The 16,071-nt window shown below is 67.6% G+C and carries 12 protein-coding genes; 3 read left to right on the forward strand and 9 right to left on the reverse strand.

From position 1 onward, the window contains the following. Positions 1–131 precede the first annotated feature (131 nt). The 8 genes from ggt to N7I30_RS01870 are packed head-to-tail and all read right to left on the reverse strand — an operon-like array spanning position 132 to position 11,111. The gene (gene ggt / locus N7I30_RS01835) at positions 132–1,751 is read right to left on the reverse strand and encodes a gamma-glutamyltransferase (RefSeq protein WP_498636286.1); all 1,620 of its coding nucleotides are present in this window, start codon (positions 1,749–1,751) and stop codon (positions 132–134) included. Positions 1,752–1,780: 29 nt separating this feature from the next. Further along, positions 1,781–3,808, reverse strand: coding sequence for an alpha/beta hydrolase domain-containing protein (locus N7I30_RS01840; RefSeq protein WP_498636288.1), 2,028 nt, complete (start codon positions 3,806–3,808; stop codon positions 1,781–1,783). Between the two features lie 11 nt (positions 3,809–3,819). Further along, positions 3,820–4,806 (reverse strand): ABC transporter ATP-binding protein, encoded by a 987-nt coding sequence (locus N7I30_RS01845; protein WP_483213196.1) that lies wholly within the window; start codon positions 4,804–4,806, stop codon positions 3,820–3,822. Then, positions 4,803–5,834, reverse strand: coding sequence for an ABC transporter ATP-binding protein (locus N7I30_RS01850; protein ID WP_498636290.1), 1,032 nt, complete (start codon positions 5,832–5,834; stop codon positions 4,803–4,805). Before N7I30_RS01850 ends, N7I30_RS01845 begins: the two co-directional genes overlap by 4 nt. Beyond that, on the reverse strand, positions 5,831–6,727 hold the full coding sequence (locus tag N7I30_RS01855) for an ABC transporter permease (protein ID WP_498636292.1): 897 nt from the start codon (positions 6,725–6,727) through the stop codon (positions 5,831–5,833). The genes N7I30_RS01850 and N7I30_RS01855 overlap by 4 nt, the downstream gene beginning before the upstream one ends. A 5-nt stretch (positions 6,728–6,732) precedes the next feature. Then, positions 6,733–7,650 carry an ABC transporter permease gene (locus N7I30_RS01860; RefSeq protein ID WP_009210442.1) on the reverse strand — a complete coding sequence of 306 codons (918 nt, stop codon included), beginning with the start codon at positions 7,648–7,650 and terminating at the stop codon, positions 6,733–6,735. A 51-nt stretch (positions 7,651–7,701) separates the two neighbouring features. Next, entirely contained in the window at positions 7,702–9,246 is a 1,545-nt protein-coding gene (locus N7I30_RS01865; protein ID WP_498636295.1) for an ABC transporter substrate-binding protein, read from the reverse strand. A gap of 23 nt (positions 9,247–9,269) precedes the next feature. Further along, the gene (locus N7I30_RS01870; RefSeq protein WP_498636297.1) at positions 9,270–11,111 is read right to left on the reverse strand and encodes a CocE/NonD family hydrolase; all 1,842 of its coding nucleotides are present in this window, start codon (positions 11,109–11,111) and stop codon (positions 9,270–9,272) included. 106 nt (positions 11,112–11,217) lie between these two features. Here N7I30_RS01870 and N7I30_RS01875 point away from each other — a divergent pair, with 106 nt between their 5' ends. After that, on the forward strand, positions 11,218–12,150 hold the full coding sequence (locus N7I30_RS01875) for a LysR substrate-binding domain-containing protein (protein ID WP_187390782.1): 933 nt from the start codon (positions 11,218–11,220) through the stop codon (positions 12,148–12,150). Between the two features lie 99 nt (positions 12,151–12,249). Further along, on the forward strand, positions 12,250–13,641 hold the full coding sequence (locus N7I30_RS01880) for a M20 family metallopeptidase (protein WP_498636299.1): 1,392 nt from the start codon (positions 12,250–12,252) through the stop codon (positions 13,639–13,641). 73 nt (positions 13,642–13,714) lie between these two features. Here the strand turns inward: N7I30_RS01880 and oiaX are convergent, their stop codons facing one another. Next, a complete protein-coding gene (gene oiaX / locus N7I30_RS01885; protein ID WP_498636301.1) occupies positions 13,715–14,962 on the reverse strand; it encodes a 3-oxo-isoapionate-4-phosphate decarboxylase OiaX in 1,248 nt (415 codons plus the stop codon). A 141-nt stretch (positions 14,963–15,103) separates the two neighbouring features. Between oiaX and N7I30_RS01890 the strand changes: the two genes are divergently transcribed. Beyond that, a complete protein-coding gene (locus tag N7I30_RS01890; protein ID WP_498636303.1) occupies positions 15,104–16,048 on the forward strand; it encodes a D-ribose ABC transporter substrate-binding protein in 945 nt (314 codons plus the stop codon). Positions 16,049–16,071 lie beyond the last annotated feature (23 nt).

Consider the following 16,071-nt stretch of genomic DNA (forward strand, 5'->3'; position numbering starts at 1 on the left):
CGTTTGTTACTCGTGTGCCAACGCGGCACATGCCGGCCGGTTCCGAAGAAATGCTCCGTTTGGTCATGTCACGTGCCGCTGCGGCATCCGGCCGCAGCCGGCCCCGGTTCTGGCACTGAGGGGCGAAGGCTTCAGCGAAGGCCGTAGGCCACTCCGTCGCGGCCCGGATCGGCGGCGCCCTCCAGCGTGCCGTCGGGGCGAATGCCGACGGCATGGACCCAGCCGATCGTATGTCCGTACGGATTGCGGATCACCTCGTAACCCTGGCTCTCCAACTCGCGGGCGACGGAGCGCCGGATGCGATTGGAGACGTCGATGGGATTGCCGGTCGAGGAAAAGCGCGGCGCGGCCACCGCTTCGCCGACGGCCATGCCGAAATCGACGACGTTGAGGATGGTCTGCAGGACGCCCATGACGATCTGCGTACCGCCCGGCGCCCCGAGCACCAGTTCGGGCCGGTCCCCATCGAAGACGATGGTCGGGCACATGGCACTGAAGCGCGACTTGCCGGGCGCGATGCTGCCGGCGCGGCGGGGGCGCGGGTCGAAGACGCCCATGCAGCCATTGTAGAGAAAGCCCAGCCCGTCGGTGATGACGCCCGACGGCATGCCCAGAGAATGGGTCATGGAGACGCAATTGCCGTCGCCGTCGACCACCGACAGATGGGTCGTGTTGACCGGCACCGCGTTCGGCGCCTGAAGGCGCGGCACCTCGGCACGCACGCCGCCGCGGATCTCGCCCGCCAGTTCGCGCGCATAGGCCTTGTCCGTCAGATGCGCCAGCGGCACGTCGAGGAAGCGCGGATCGCCGACATGGCGGTCCTTGTCGATGGTGGCGCGCTTCATTGCCTCGCAGACGGTGCGGATGTAGTCCGGTGAATTGTGCCCGAGCCCGGCGAGGTCGAAATTCTCCAGGATGTTCAGCATCTCGACCAGCATCACGCCGCCGCCCGGCGGCTGATTGGTGGTGATGCGGCGGCCGCGATAGCTGGCGGTCAGCGGTGCGTTGCGCTGCGGGGCATAGTCGGCGAGATCGTCACCCGACAGCAGCGCGCCGTTTGCGGCCATGTCGGCGGCGATGCGGGCGCCGATCTCGCCGGTATAGAAATCCTCGGCGCCGTGTTCGGCGATCCGCCGCAGGGTGGCGGCGTAGTCGGGATTGCGGATCGGCTCGCCGACCGTCAGCGGCGTGCCGTCGGGGCGGCAGTAGAGTTCGCGCCCGGTGGCGCTGAAGGCGAGGCGCTCGGCCGTCGCCGCGCGGCCCATCTTGGAGCCCTCCATGAAGAAGGTGTACATGGCCGGGCGCACGAAATAGCCGTTCTCAGCCCAGTCGATCGCCGGCTGCAGGATGGTCTCCCAGGACAGGCGGCCATGGGCCCGGTGGACGTCCTCATAGGCGCGCAGGGCCGCCGGAACGCAGATCGCGCCATAGCCGAGATCGTTGACCCGGTCCTTCAGGACGAAGCCGAAGCCGTCGCGCGTCTCGCCCTCGACGCGGTCTTCCCACATGTCCGGGCGGGCGGCCTTGGGCGCCGGGGCATGGAAGTCGAGATATTCGTGCAGCCCCTTCCCCGGCATGTAGAGGCCGAGACTGCCGAAGCCGGCGATGCCGCACATCAGCGGATCGACGACTGTCTGGGCCAGCGCGCAGGCGATCGCCGCGTCGATGGCATTACCGCCCTTCTCCAGCATCTCGATGCCGGATTCGGCCGCTTCGGGCTGCGGACAGACGACCATCGCCTGAGACTGCATGCTGTCGCTCCTGTCGGGGATCGGAAAGGTCAGAGACGCACGAGGTGGCGCGGTCGGCCCCATTCGCCGGCATCGGCGACCGCGCGGGAGACGTCCTCGCGCAGCATCAGCCCGTCGGCGACGAGTGCCTCCGCCGCCTGACGGATCGCCGCGACATAGCCGTCGGCGGTGCCGTAGCGGGCGAGGACCGAGCGCCGGGGGTCGCCGGTCTGGCCGCGTTCGTCCTCGCTGTCGGGAAACGGAATGTAGCTGCCGGTGATGCCGACCATGGCGCCATGGCCGACGTCGCGGCGGCGCACGCTCCAGCCGGTATAGGTGCCGAGCGGCGCCTGGACCATCGGCGCGCGGATGCCCGCCAGATCGTTGCCGTCGCCGTCGACGGCCGGCACCTGCACCGGGTAGCACTCGCCGGCCAGGATCTCCGGCGGCTCGTTGGCGATCATCCCGCCATCGATGTCGGGACCGAAATCGAGCCGTTCCAGCTTGCTCGGACCACGCGGCAGGGCGACGCCGGGAATATGCGGGAACGCCGCCCGCCACATGTCCTCGGCGACCAGCGTGCCGTCGGCACGCGCCGGGATGCGGCTTGCCGGCGGCGGTGTGCCGTCGGTCGCCCAGGCGTCGAGATTGTCGAGCACGGCGCGAAACAGCATCGAGGTGGCCACGACGTTGAAGCATTCCTGCGCCAGCCCCTTGGCGGGCGCGGTGACGAGGGGCGAGGCGTAATGCTGGGAACTCGCCCACAGATACACCCGAACATTGTCCGGCTGGGCTAAGTCGCGGCCCTTGGTGTCGGTGTGCACCAGCGAGGCCCGGCGGTGCCAGTATTCGCAGGCGGTGTCCGTATGGATGACCAGCGGATCGGTGTCCGGCCGCTTGAGGATGGCGTCCTCGCAGCCCGTATAGTGATCGGTGGACATCGCATAGGAGAAGGGGAAGCGATCGGCCGGCGAGAAATGGTTCTCGTGTTCCTGGCCCGGCAGCAGCACCAGATTGGCGAAGCGGTGGTTCATCCACATCTTGCCGGCCCCGGCGACATGCGGCATCACGCCGTCGAAGACCTTGCGGTTCTTCGCGTCGGCGTTGAAGCCGAGATACAGGAAATCGCGGATGCAGCGCCCGGTCTGGGAGCGGCCCCAGGCATAGGCCTTCTCGACGCCGACGCCGTTGTCGCGCAGGGGATTGGCCTGCCCGCTGGCGGTCGTCTCCCCGTGCTTCAGGAAGCTGACGAAGTCGCGCACGGCGACATGGCCGACGCCGAGAACCAGCGGGTCGCGGGCCTCGTAGACGATCTCGTAGATCCAGCCGGTCTCGAAGCCGTCCGGCAGGAAGACATGGCTGTCGGAGGCGATGATCGCCTCTTCCATGCCCTGATTGTCGACACCGCTGCCGCGCTCGGTGCGAGCAAACGCCCAGGCATCGGCCGGGATCTCCTCGCGCACGCTGTGGGCGTAGCGCCGGCGGGTCAGCCGCGCGGTGCGGGTGTCGAGCGAGACGGTGGGATAGCTGCGCGTCGAGACCAGCGAACTCAGGGGGAACACCCGCGTGCCGGGCTCCACGGCGATGAACTCCGAGCGGGTCCGGCCGGTGATCGGGCGGCCGTTCTCGCTCGCCACCGGTGCATCGAGCAGCATGCGGCCATTGCCGGGCAACAAGTCGCCCTGCCAGGCGAGCCAGCCGACCGAATAGCCGCGCCGCATCAGGAAGCCGTTGCCGGCATCGGCGCGGCTGCGCGGGTCGTTGGTGGACGGCGCGTCGTTGAAGAACTGCAGCGCGCGCTTGTTGCCGCGATTGCCGTAGTCGAAGAACAGCCGGCGATTGCCGCGCGACAGATCGACCGGCTTGAGGATGCAGAAATCGGCCTCGAAGACCACCCGGCCCTCGGCATCGACGGGGGCAAGGCCGATATCGGTGACGACACGCTGGGCCTCGGCCGCGGGATCGACCCGGAAGATCACCCGGCCGGACAGCCGCTCGTAGGGACCGGCGGCGCCGAAGCTCTCGCCCTCGGCGAAGAGGCAGCGCTCGTCCAGCCGGTAATCGATCTCGGAATCCATATGCGGTCCCCTCAGCCTGCCGCGCGCGCGGGATGCGCCGCGGCGCCGAAATTGTTCGGGTGGTGACAGCGAAAGACCGGGTCGATGCCGGCAGGGTTCGGATCGACCTCGGCGCACAGCGCGTCGGCCTTGGGGCAGCGCGGATGGAAGGCGCAGCCGGACGGCGGATTGACCGGGCTGGGGAACTCGGCCTCGAGGCCGAGTTCGGGCAGGCGAGCGCCGGCGCGCGGCGGCAGCACCGCCTTCAGGAGGGCGTCGCTATAGGGATGGCAGGGTCGCTCGAAGATGGCGTCGGCATCGCCGCGCTCGACGATCTGGCCGAGATACATGACCGCCACCTCGTCGGCGAGGTGATGCACCACGGCGAGGTTGTGGCTGATCAGGATCATCGTCAGGTTCAGTTCCTGCTTCAGCCGGTGCAGGAGATTGAGGATCTGGCTCTGCACCGAGACGTCGAGGGCCGAAGTCGGCTCGTCGCAGATCAGGATCTCCGGCTCGCCGATCAGCGCCCGGGCGATCGCGACGCGCTGGCGCTGGCCGCCGGAGAGCTGGCTGGGATAGGCCTCGACCAGATGCCGCGGCAGCCCCACCTCGCCGGCCATCTCGTGGACACGCGCGCGCCGCGAGGCAGCCGTCCCCTCGCCGCGCACCTTCAGCGGCGCGCCGATGATCGCCTCGACGGACATGCGCGGATTGAGCGAGGAATAGGGATCCTGGAACACCGGCTGGATCAGCCGGGCCCGGGCCAGACGCTCATAGTCCTGGATCGGCCGGCCGGACACGAGCACGGTGCCCGCGGTCGGGTCCTCGATGCCGAGGAGGATGCGGGCGAGCGTGCTCTTGCCGCAGCCGGATTCGCCGACGAGGCCGAGCGTGCGGCCGCGGTCGACGCTGAGATCGATGCCGCGCAGGGCTCGCAGGGTCGCCTTCTTGCGGAAGGCGCCGCCGACCGCATAGTCGCGGGTGACGCCGCGCATGCTGAGAACGGTCTCGCTCATGAGCTTGCCTCCGACTGCCGTGTCCAGGCTTCGGGATCGCGTCCGCTGCCGTCGGCCGGCAGGACGCAGCGCATCAGATGGCCGTCGCCGGCGTCGCGCAGCGCGATCGGCCCTTCGGCGCAGGGCGCATGGGCATAGGGGCAGCGCTCCAGGAAGCCGCAGCGCGTCAGGTCGCCGGTCTGGCGCGGCACGACGCCCGGAATGAAGCCCAGCGTTTCGCCGCGCCGGGTCTCGCCCGGCACCGGAATCGAGCGCATCAGCCCCTCGGTATAGGGGTGCAGCGGCCTTGCGAGCACCTCGTCGCAGGTCCCCGCCTCGACGACCTCGCCGCCATACATCACGACGATGCGGTCAGCCATGCCGGCGACCACGCCGAGATCGTGGGTGATCAGGATCAGGCCGATGCCGGTCTCGCGCTGGATGTCGCGCAACAGCCGCAGGATCTGGGCCTGGATGGTCACGTCGAGAGCCGTGGTCGGCTCGTCCGCGATGATCAGCTCGGGCTCGCACAGCAGCGCCATGGCGATCATCACGCGCTGGCGCAGGCCGCCGGAGAGCTGGTGCGGATACTGGTTCAGCCGCTCCTCGGGCGACGGGATGCCGACCTTGCGCAAGAGTTCCAGCGAGCGTTCGCGGGCGGCGCTGCGCGAGACCTTGCGGTGCTGCCTCAGGATCTCGGCCATCTGGTCGCCGATCCGGTAGCAGGGATCGAGGGCCGTCATCGGATCCTGGAAGATCATCGCGATGCGGTCGCCGCGCAATTTGCGCCAGCGCCGCGGCGAGGCCCCGCTCAGGGATTCGCCGTTGAGGTCGATGCGCTCGGAGGTCAGCCGCGCCTGGCGTGGCAAAAGGCCCATGATGGCCAGCGCCGTCAGGCTCTTGCCGCAGCCGGATTCTCCGACGATGGCGACCGTCTCGCCCTTGGCGACGCTGATGTCGATGCCGCGGACAGGGCGCAGCACGGTGTCGCGGACGGGGATCTCGACCTTGAGGCCGGATACTTCGAGGATGGGGGCGGTCATGCTCATGCCTTGCCCTCCGGCGTCGTGACATCGCGCAGGGCATCGCCGACGAGGTTGATCGCGAAGATCAGCAGCACCAGCGCGGCGCCCGGCACGGCGATCATCCAGGGCCGGAACAGGAGCTGGCTCTTGGCTTCGGCCACCATCAATCCCCAGGACACGTTGGGCGGCTGGACGCCGAGGCCGAGGAAGGACAGCGCCGCCTCCAGGAGGATGGCGTGGGCCAGTTCGATCGACGCGACGACGATCAGCGGCCCCATGATGTTGGGCAGGATTTCCCGGATCAGGATACGGGTGGTGGAGCTGCCGATGGTGCGCGCCGAGGTGATGTATTCGCGCGAGGCCAGCTGCTGGGTGGCGCTGCGCATGACGATGGCGAAGCGATCCCAGAGCAGAAGCCCGATCACCATGACCAGCAGCGACAAAGAGCTGCCGACCAGCGCCACGACGACCAGCGCGACGAGGACGACCGGCAGGGTAAGCCGAATGGTGATGATGAAATTGACCACCAGATCGACCCAGCCGCCCCAGTAACCGGCGGCGACGCCCATGGCGGTGCCGATGGTGCCGGAGATGAGAATGGTCAGGAAGCCGATCATCAGCGAGATGCGGGCGCCGAAGAGAAGCCGCGTGAGGTAGTCGCGGCCGAGCCCGTCGGTGCCCAGCGGATGGGCCCAGCTCCCGCCCTCGGCCCAGACCGGCGCGACGAAGCGCTGGCCGAGATCCTGGATCGACGGATCGTAGTGCGTCAGCCACGGCGCGAAAATGGCGGCCAGGAAGATGACGAGGATGATCAGCCCGCCGACCCAGAAGCTGCCATGCCGGAGGGCGCGGCCGACGGCCACGCGGGTCGGCGAGACCGCGATCTGGAGAGGCGGAGCGTGGGTGACTGGGGGCATGGAACTCACGAGATGCGGATCCGCGGATCGAGGGCCGCGTTGAGGAGGTCGGCGACGAGGGTCAGGATCGCGTAGGCGACGGCAATCAGCAGCAGGATCGCCTGGATCACCTCGATGTCGGCGCGCTGGATGGACTCCCAGGCGAGATGGCCGATGCCCTTGAGGGAGAAGATCGTCTCGATGACGATCGAGCCGCCCAGCATGAAGCCGAGCTGGACCGCGGCGAGCGAGACCACCGGCACGATGGCGTGGCGCAGGCCATGGCGAACGACGACCCGCCAAGGCGTCAGGCCATAGGCGCGGGCGGTGCGCACATGGTCGGCCTGCATCACGTCGAGCATGCCGGAGCGGGTCAGGCGCATGATCGCCGGCGTGGCGTAATAGCCGAGCGCGACCGAGGGCATGATGAAATGCGCCCAGGTGGAATCGCCGGAGATCGGCAGCCAGCGCAGATAGACGCCGAAGAGATACATCAGGCCGAGCGCGAAGAGGAAGGACGGCAGCGCCTGGCCGGCGACCGCCAACCACAGCGAGATGCGGTCGATCACCGTGTTGGGGCGTAGCGCGGCAAGAACGCCGAGCGGAATGGAGAGCGCCAGCGCGAAGGTCAGCGCCAGAACGCCCAGTGTCGCGGTGACCGGGACGTGCTCGGCCAGGACATCCACCACGTCCATGCGCAGGTAATAGGAGCGACCGAAATCGCCCTGCAGGAGACGACCGATCCAGTCGAGATATTGCAGGATCAGCGGCCGGTCGAAGCCGAAGAGTTCACGCACCGCCGCGATGTCGCTGGCCGAAGCCCCCTCGCCGGCCATCGCCGCCGCGGGATCGCCGGACATGTGGACGAGCAGGAAGGCGATCACCGAGGTGACCGCCACCACGAGAAACGTCACCAGCAGGCGTTTGAGAATGAAGAAGAGCATTGAGCCTCGGGTCGGTGGCCGGGGAGCCTGACGCTCCCCGGCGGACGCTGGTTATTTCCACTTGGCGAGATAGAAATGCGCCATCTCGTCGGGGGTCACCGGATAGTCCAGGTCCTTGTTGAAGGCGTAGGTCCGGCCATAGACGAAGAGCGGGATGTAATAGGCTTCATCCGCGATCTTCTTGAGCGCCTTGGAGTAGAGCGCCTTGCGGGCCTCGGTATCCGTGGTCGTCTCGGCTTCCGTCAGCCAGTCGCGCACTTCCTCGTCGCGGGCGTAGTCGTCCGGCCCGAACTGGAAGTAATAGCCCGTCGAGGCCGAGGCATCGAGCATGCCGTTGGAGCCGAAGGTCAGATGCGCGATCTGGGTCTCGTCGCCGGCGATCAGCGGACGCAGGGCCCGCCACTGCAGGAACTGCAGGTCACCCTTGATGCCGACGGCGCGCAGATAGTTCAGCACCGCTTCCGAATAGGGCCGGTCGCGATAGGCATGGAACGGAACCTCGAAGCCATCGGGGTAGCCCGCCTCGGCCAGCAGCGCCTTGGCCTTCTCCGGATCGTAGGGGTACTGGGTGACATCGGTCTCGCAACCGAACTGCACCGACACGCACATGGATTTCTGAACCGTGGAGCCTTCGCCGACGAGGTTCTCGGTGATCGCCTCGCGGTCGATGGCATGGGCGATGGCCTGCCGCACGCGGATGTCGGTCATCGGCGTCTCGCCGGTGCGGCCGGCGGCGTCGAGCGCCAGGAACGACATGCGCATGGTCGGCGCCGAGACGACGGTGAGGTTGTCCATGTCGTTGAGCATGCCGGCATTCTCGGGCGGCACGCCCCAGATCCAGTCGACGCCGCCGGTGACGACCTCGGCGATCTGGGTCTCGGGGTCCTTGATGGTCCGGTAGATGATCTTGCCGATGGACGGCTTGCCCTTCGGACTGCCCTCGAAATAATCCGGGTTGAGTTCCAGTGTCAGCGACTGGCCGGCCTGGTAATCGGTCAGCTTGTAGGGCCCGGTGCAGACCGGGTTGACGGCGCCCCAGTCGCGGCGCGTCGTGCCGTCGGCACCCGGCACTTCCGGCGCGCTGTCATAATGGCCGGCCGGATAGATCGGCGAGGTGCCGGACAGATATTCGAAGGCCGCCGGCGTCGGCGCCTTGGCGTGGATGCGGACCTTGTGGTCGTCCACAACCTCGACATTGTCGATCCAGTCGACGATCACGCGGATCTTCATGTCGCTGTCGGGCGCGGCGACATGGTTCAGCGTGTCGGCCACGTCCTGGGCATCGAAATCGGTGCCGTCATGGAACTTGACGCCTTCGCGCAGGTCCATCTCCAGCGTCTTGTCGTCGACCCATTCCCAGCTCGTCGCCAGCAGCGGCTGGTACTCGTTGGTCTCCGGGTCGCGGTGGATCAGGCTGTCGCACTGGGCATAGGCGGTAATCAGCGCCTCGCGCTGGTTGCCGTAATAGAGGTCGGGCGTATCCATCTCGGTGGATGTCGCCCAGACGAAGGTGTCGTTGTCCTTGCCGGCCAAGGCCGGCGAGGCCGCGAGCGTCATCGCGCAGGCGGCCATCAGGGTATTCCTCAGCGTCTTCATCGTGCTTCCCTCTCCTGGTTTCCTTATCGCGGCTGGCTCGCCGTCATCGGCAGTTCGACCAGCGACCCGCCGGTTCCGCCTCGAACGATCGTCAAACGGGGCGGTCGCCCGTGCGGCAGCTGCACGTAATGATCGCAGTCCGCACCGGCGATCGAAAGGCGGATGCGGCTTCCGGCGCCGAACGTCCACGACGTCGGCAGCAGCGCGAAGCGCATCCGCGCCGGCTTGCCGGGCACCATCGGGGCGGCGCTGGCCCGGCTGAAATCGCGATAGGGCCACGACCAGTCCTGATCGGCCGGCGCCGGCATCTCGTGCCGGTGCAGGGCCCGCAGCACCCCCTCGGTGACGTAGCGAACGGTGCCGTCGGCCTCGACCTCCGACAGATAGACGTGAATCACCGCGTCGCCCTCGCTGGAGGCGATGGACAGGTCGACCACCGGATGGCCGGACATGCGCGCGGCGGCTTCGAGCGGCGCGCTGGTATAGGATTGCATCGCCGCGTCGCGGCCCTGCCAGTCGGCGTAATAATCGGTGGTGTTGAGGGCGGCGAGGCGCTCATGGCGCGTGTCGTTGCCGGTGCCGACGGTATAGTCCACTTGGTAGACGTCCTCGCCGGCCGCGCCCCTCGCGGACGCCAGACGACCGCCATCGTCCAGATGCAGGACCTGCCGCTGTTGATGCGGCGGCCATGCGTCGGCGGCCTGCCAGACGTCCTCATGCATGGAGAAATAATGGATCGACGCCTCGTCCTTCAGCCCGGTGTCGAGGCCCATCAGATATTCGTCGAAGAACCGCAGCACTTCGGCCAGGACGTCGAAGTCCGGAGCGGTGTGATCCCGCCAGGGCGACACATTGGTGCGGGCGCCATGGTCCCACGGACCCAGTAGCAGATGCTGCCGGCGATTGGGGAGCGACCGATAGCGGGCGATGGCGCCATTGGCGAAGCCGGCCCCGTCCATCCAGCCCGAAATCGAGTAGATCGCCACGTCCGGCGCGATGTCGGCGGCGTAGTGGTAGGGGCTGAAGGAGTGCGCCCCGAAGGACGGATCGTAGGGCAGCCGGTCGTCGGCGAAGGGAAACTCGCCGATGAAGTCCGGCATGTGGAAATTGCCGAGATGTTCGCGCACCGCTGCCCGGCAGAGCGTGCCGCCGCCATCCTCGTCCACCGGCTGCGGACCGGCAAAGTCCGGATTGTCGAAATAGGGCTGGTTCGCCAGCACGTCGCGCCGGTCATGGTCGAGCCCGACCATGATGTCGTCGTAGCTCGCCGCCAGCTTGTTCAGAAGGACGCCGCCTGGATAGAGGTGATCGACCCAGGTGTTCCAGACGGCGAAGAGCGGTGCGATCGCCTTGACCGCCGGATGGCCCGTACTGGCGAGGAAACAGGCGGCGGCGCCGAGATAGGAAATTCCGGTCGAGCCGATGGTGCCGTCCGACCAGGGCTGGGCGACGATCCAGTCGGCGATCTCGCGGAAATCCTCGCGCTCGGCTGGGGAGCGGAAACTGTCGCGGGTGCCGAAGCTGGCGCCGGTGCCGCGCACGTCGACCACCACCACCGCATAGCCGCGCGGCACGAAGGCATCGCGGTAGCGCGCCGCGTTGGGGCTGGGCTCGGTGTCGGCGGAGGCCCCGTCGCGCAGCGCGAACCGGCGGTAATAGGGCGTCAGGATCAGGATGGTGGGAAGGCGGTCCGGGCGTCCGGGCCCTTCCGGCAGGTAGATGTCGGCGGCGATCCGGCAGCCATCGCGCATCTCGATATAGCAGGAGGCAGGCCGGGCCGGCAGCGCGAACTGCGCGGGGCGCTCGTCCCGATAGCGCGACGGCGGCTTTCGCCAGGCGTCACCTTTCGTATCGCTATCAGACATCGGAACTCCGTACGCGCCTCTCAGGGTGGTCAGCGTACGGGGCCTGTGCCATGCGTCAATTTCGATCTTCGCAAGATCTCATGCGCAAAGCGAATGGAGTGAACTGGTGAATCTGAAGGGTCTGGAAGCCTTGCGCGCCTTCATGGAGGGCGGTTCGCTGAACGGGGCCGCCGAACGTCTGCACCGCACGCAGCCGCAGGTCAGCCGGCTTCTGGCCGCGCTGGAGGACGAGGTCGGCTTCGCGCTGTTCACTCGCACGAAGCGCCGGCTGGTGCCAACCACCGAGGCGCGCGAATTCTACAGCCATGTGGAGCACGCGCTCTACAGCCTCGACGACGCCATGCACGCGGCGCAGCGGGTCAAGGCGCGCCAGCGCAGGCACGTGCGCATCCTGACCGCGCCGAACATCACCGGCGCGCTTCTGGGCGATGCCATCGCCACGATGACGGCGGAAGACCCCGGCTTCACCGCCGCCATCGATTCGCGCTCGCGCCTCGACATCGAGAAATGGCTCGGCCGCGAGCAGTTCGATCTCGGCATCACCGTCCTGCCGATGGACAATGACGCCATCGACATCGAGCCGATCGCCTCGATCCGCGCCGTTGCCGTGATGCGCCACGATCATCCGCTGGCCGGACGCCGCCGGATCCATGCCGAGGATCTGCGTGACCTGCCGCTGATTGCCAACGCGCCGCGTACCGTCATGCGGCAATCGCTGGACGCCGCGTTCCGCAAGATCAACGCCACGCCGACGATCCGGCTGGAAACGCCCAATGGCATCGTCGCCTGCGAACTCGCCGGTCTCGGCGTCGGCGTCGCCGTCGCCGACGGCTTCGTCGCGCGCTCCAGCCTCAAGCCGGGCATGGTGATCCGCCCGTTCGAGCCGGCGATCGAGCTGCACTACGTGTTCATCCTGCCGAAATGGCAGGCGCGCACGCCGACGATCAACCGGCTGACCTCGCTCGTGCGGTCCGCGGCGATCGAGGAAGCCGCGCTCGCCAACCAGCAATGGCTCGAATCCGAAGATAAGCCGGGCTGACCTTCATGCGCGGGGCGCAAGCTCACTTGTGTTTTTGGCATTTGACGCGGGAGCGCCCGGTGGCGAGGCTTCGCGCGAAGTCGAGGAGGAGATCTGCCCGTGAGTCGTGACGCCGCCATCGCCCTTGCCCAGGAATCGTTCGATTCCGGCCGTTTCCGCGCCGAGCTCGCACGCCGCGTGGCGATGCCGACCGAGAGCCAGAACCCCGACCGGCGGGCGGAACTGCTGCGCTATCTCGAAGAGGAGATGACGCCGGCGCTGGAGAAGCTCGGCTTCACCACCGAGATCGTCACCGACGACAGCGCGCCGGGCCCGTTCCTGATCGCCGAGCGCATGGAAGACCCGGCCCTGCCGACCGTGTTCGGCTACGGCCATGGCGATGTCATCCGCGGTCTCGACGCCGAATGGGAAGACGGGCTATCGCCCTGGTCGGTCACCGATCGCGGCGATCGCTGGTACGGCCGCGGCGTCGTCGACAACAAGGGCCAGCACGGCATCAATCTCGCCGCGCTGGAAGCGGTGCTGGAAACCCGCGGCCGCCTCGGCTTCAACGCCAAATATCTGATCGAGATGGGCGAAGAGGTCGGCTCACCCGGCCTGCATGCGGTCTGCGACACATATCGCGACCGGCTGAAGGCCGACGTCCTGATCGCCTCGGACGGTCCGCGCCTGTCGGCCGACCGGCCCACAATCTTTCTCGGCTCGCGCGGCGGCGTGAATTTCGACATCTGGATCGACGCCCGCGAGGGCGGCCGGCATTCCGGCAATTGGGGCGGCCTCCTCTCCAACCCGGCGGTGCAGCTTTCCCACGCCATCGCCAGCCTGGTGGGGCCGACCGGCCAGATCCGCATTCCCGAGATGGTGCCGACCCATGTGCCCGATGCGGTACGCCGGGTGCTGGCCGATTGCGACATCACCGCCGGCGAGGAAGGCAAGATCATTGAGCGGGACTGGGGCGAGCCCGGCCTGACGCCGTCGGAGCGTGTCTTCGGCTGGTGCGCCCTGGAAGTCCTGGCCTTCGAGGCCGGCAATCCGAAGACGCCGGTCAATGCCATCCCGCCGCGGGCCTGGGCCCGGATGCAGCTGCGCTACGTCGTCGGCATCGATCCGCAGGCGGTGATGCCGGCGATCCGCCGCCATCTCGACCGGCAGGGCCTCGGCATGGTGCAGATCGGCCTGACCAGCGACGGCATCTTCAAGGCGACACGCCTCGATCCCGACGACGCCTGGGTCGGCTGGGCGGTGGATTCCATCGCCAAGACGACCGGGGCCAGGCCGGCGATCCTGCCCAATCTCGGCGGCTCGCTGCCCAACGACGCCTTCTCCGAAGTCCTCGGCATGCGCACCATCTGGGTGCCGCATTCCTATCCGGGCTGCTCCCAGCATGCGCCGAACGAGCATGTGCCCACCGGTATCGTGCGCGAGGGCCTGGCGATGATGGCCGGTCTCTATTGGGACCTCGGCGAGAACGCCCCCGCCGTCGAGCGCTAGGACCTCACGAAACAGGGCCGGAGCCTGGTGCCCGGCCCTGCCTCCTCCGTATGTCAGCGCGGATACGGAGCGCTCAGCCCCATTTGGTCAGCGAAGCGGCCAGTTCGGGATGGTCCCGCGCCTTGTCGGCCAGCGACAGGCCGTCCGCCGCCGCGTCCCAGGCCTGGCGGATGGCGCGCACGCCGGCGGCCGGCCCCATCGGATGGCCATGGATGCCGCCACCGCCGAGATACATCAGGTCGAGCGTGCGGCCGGTGCGCTCATAGGTCTCGACCGCCTGCCCGCCCCACTGGCCCGAACAGACGACGGGCAGCGGCCGATCGGCCTCGGAGAAGATCGGCGTCATGCAGTCTTCGAAGGAGCGCACGAAGCTCTCGTCCGGCTCCCAGTATTTCGCCTGGATGCCGTTGATCTGGAACTGATCGACGCCGAGCAGCCGCCAGATCTTCTGATAGGCCCTGAATTCCAGACCCAGCCCCGGATGCCGGGTCAGGATGTCCCAGCCATTGCGGTGGGCATGCAGGCACAGCGCCGAGCGCTTGCGCAGGAAGCTCATGCCGCCATAGCCGATGGAGTTGATGTTGACGACGGCGGCGTTGCCGCCGGCCTCGACCACGCGGTCGTGGTTGCGCATCATCGTGTCCGGATTGGCCGACGAAATGCCGAAGGCGTACATCACCCGCTTGCCGGTCTTCTGCTCGTGATCGCGGATCACCGGCATGATGGCCGCAATGCGCTGCTCGAGCGGCGAATAGGCTGGGCTCATCAGCTTCTCGTCGTCCTTGATGAAATCGACGCCGGCGGCGCAGAGATCGGCGACGACCGCGGCGGTCTCATCCGGCAGAAGCCCCAGCGACGGCTTGATGATCGAGGCGATCATCGGCCCTGTCTCCACACCCATCAGGCGGCGCGAGCCGGCGATGCCGAATTGGGGCCCGGGATGGCAGGCCCAGGCGTGCGGCAGGTCGATGTCCATCACGCGGATGCCGGTGACGCCCTTAACCGCGAAGACGCCGCCGATGGTGATGGTCATCAGCGCGGCGATGTCGGTGCCGACAGCCTCCAGCGGATAGGCAATGGTGACGTCGGCGCGGTGGTACGGCCCCTGCCCCACCGGATCGGGAATCGACGGGACGGCCAGCGGCTCGAGCGGCGTGACCTGCTCGACGCGGGCGGCGCAGCGGGCGCGCACGGCCTCGGTCTCGGCCGGCAGTTCGGTGAAGGTGCCGGTCGACTGGTCCGACGCGATCTTGGCCGCCATCGCCTCGACGTCGCCGGCGCATTCGATGCGATAGGTCACCCTGATCATGTCGTCCGCCATCGCATTATCCTTCTTGTCGCACGCCATCTCAAATACTCATCATACCTGTTGACATAGTAATGACGATCTCTCAAGCTTCGGGCCGATCTAGGGAGGAGGGCATCCGCACCGGGTGCCACGAATGATCGGGAGGAGCCTTTCATGCTGTTGAACCGTCGTATTCTCATTTCCGCGCTGGCTGGCGCTGCCAGCCTGATCGCGATGCCGGCATTCGCCCAGGACAAGGGCCTGATTGCCATCATCACGCCGAGCCATGACAACCCGTTCTTCAAGGCCGAGGCCGTCGGCGCCGAAAAGCGCGCCCAGGAACTCGGCTACGAGACCCTCGTCCTCGTCCATGACGACGACCCGAACAAGCAGTCGGAAATGTACGACACGGCGATCGCCCGCGGCGCCAAGGCGATCATTCTCGACAATGCCGGCGCCGACGCCTCCGTCGCGCCCGTACGCCGTGCCAAGGAAGCCGGCATCCCGTCCTTCCTGATCGACCGCGAGATCAAGGAAAGCGGCATCGCCGTCAGCCAGATCGTCTCCAACAACTACCAGGGCGCCCAGCTCGGTGCGGAGAAGTTCGTTGAGCTGATGGGCGAGGCAGGCAATTACGTCGAGCTGCTCGGCCGCGAAGCCGACACCAATGCCGGCATCCGGTCCTCGGGCTATCACGACATCATCGACCAGTATCCGGACATGAAGATGGTGGCCCAGCAGTCCGCCAACTGGTCGCAGACCGAAGCCTACGAGAAGATGGAGACCATCCTCCAGGCCAATCCGGACATCCAGGGCGTCATCTCCGGCAACGACACTATGGCAATGGGCGCCTGGGCGGCGCTGGAAGCGGCGGGCCGCACCGACGTCATCCTCGTCGGCTTCGACGGCTCCAACGACGTGCGCGACTCGATCAAGATGGGCGGCATCAAGGCCACCGTGCTGCAGCCGGCCTATCGCCAGGCCCAGCTCGCCGTCGAGCAGGCCGACCAGTACCTGACCACGGGCTCCACCGGACAGCCGGAGAAGCAGCTCATGGACTGTGTGCTGATCGACGAGAGCAACGCCGACAAGCTCGAGACCTTCGCGCTCGCCGACTGACGCTCCCCGTCTCCCAAGACACG

The sequence above is a fragment of the Aurantimonas litoralis genome (assembly GCF_026153195.1).
In the GTDB taxonomy this organism is placed as follows: Bacteria; Pseudomonadota; Alphaproteobacteria; order Rhizobiales; family Rhizobiaceae; genus Aurantimonas; species Aurantimonas coralicida.

Coding starts and splice junctions, on each gene's coding strand:
- N7I30_RS01865 (WP_498636295.1), bottom strand. CDS start 9,246: ATGAAGACGCTGAGGAATACCCTGATGGCCGCCTGCGCGATGACGCTC.
- oiaX (WP_498636301.1), bottom strand. CDS start 14,962: ATGGCGGACGACATGATCAGGGTGACCTATCGCATCGAATGCGCCGGC.
- N7I30_RS01855 (WP_498636292.1), bottom strand. CDS start 6,727: ATGCCCCCAGTCACCCACGCTCCGCCTCTCCAGATCGCGGTCTCGCCG.
- N7I30_RS01850 (WP_498636290.1), bottom strand. CDS start 5,834: ATGAGCATGACCGCCCCCATCCTCGAAGTATCCGGCCTCAAGGTCGAG.
- N7I30_RS01845 (WP_483213196.1), bottom strand. CDS start 4,806: ATGAGCGAGACCGTTCTCAGCATGCGCGGCGTCACCCGCGACTATGCG.
- N7I30_RS01860 (WP_009210442.1), bottom strand. CDS start 7,650: ATGCTCTTCTTCATTCTCAAACGCCTGCTGGTGACGTTTCTCGTGGTG.
- N7I30_RS01870 (WP_498636297.1), bottom strand. CDS start 11,111: ATGTCTGATAGCGATACGAAAGGTGACGCCTGGCGAAAGCCGCCGTCG.
- ggt (WP_498636286.1), bottom strand. CDS start 1,751: ATGCAGTCTCAGGCGATGGTCGTCTGTCCGCAGCCCGAAGCGGCCGAA.
- N7I30_RS01890 (WP_498636303.1), top strand. CDS start 15,104: ATGCTGTTGAACCGTCGTATTCTCATTTCCGCGCTGGCTGGCGCTGCC.
- N7I30_RS01840 (WP_498636288.1), bottom strand. CDS start 3,808: ATGGATTCCGAGATCGATTACCGGCTGGACGAGCGCTGCCTCTTCGCC.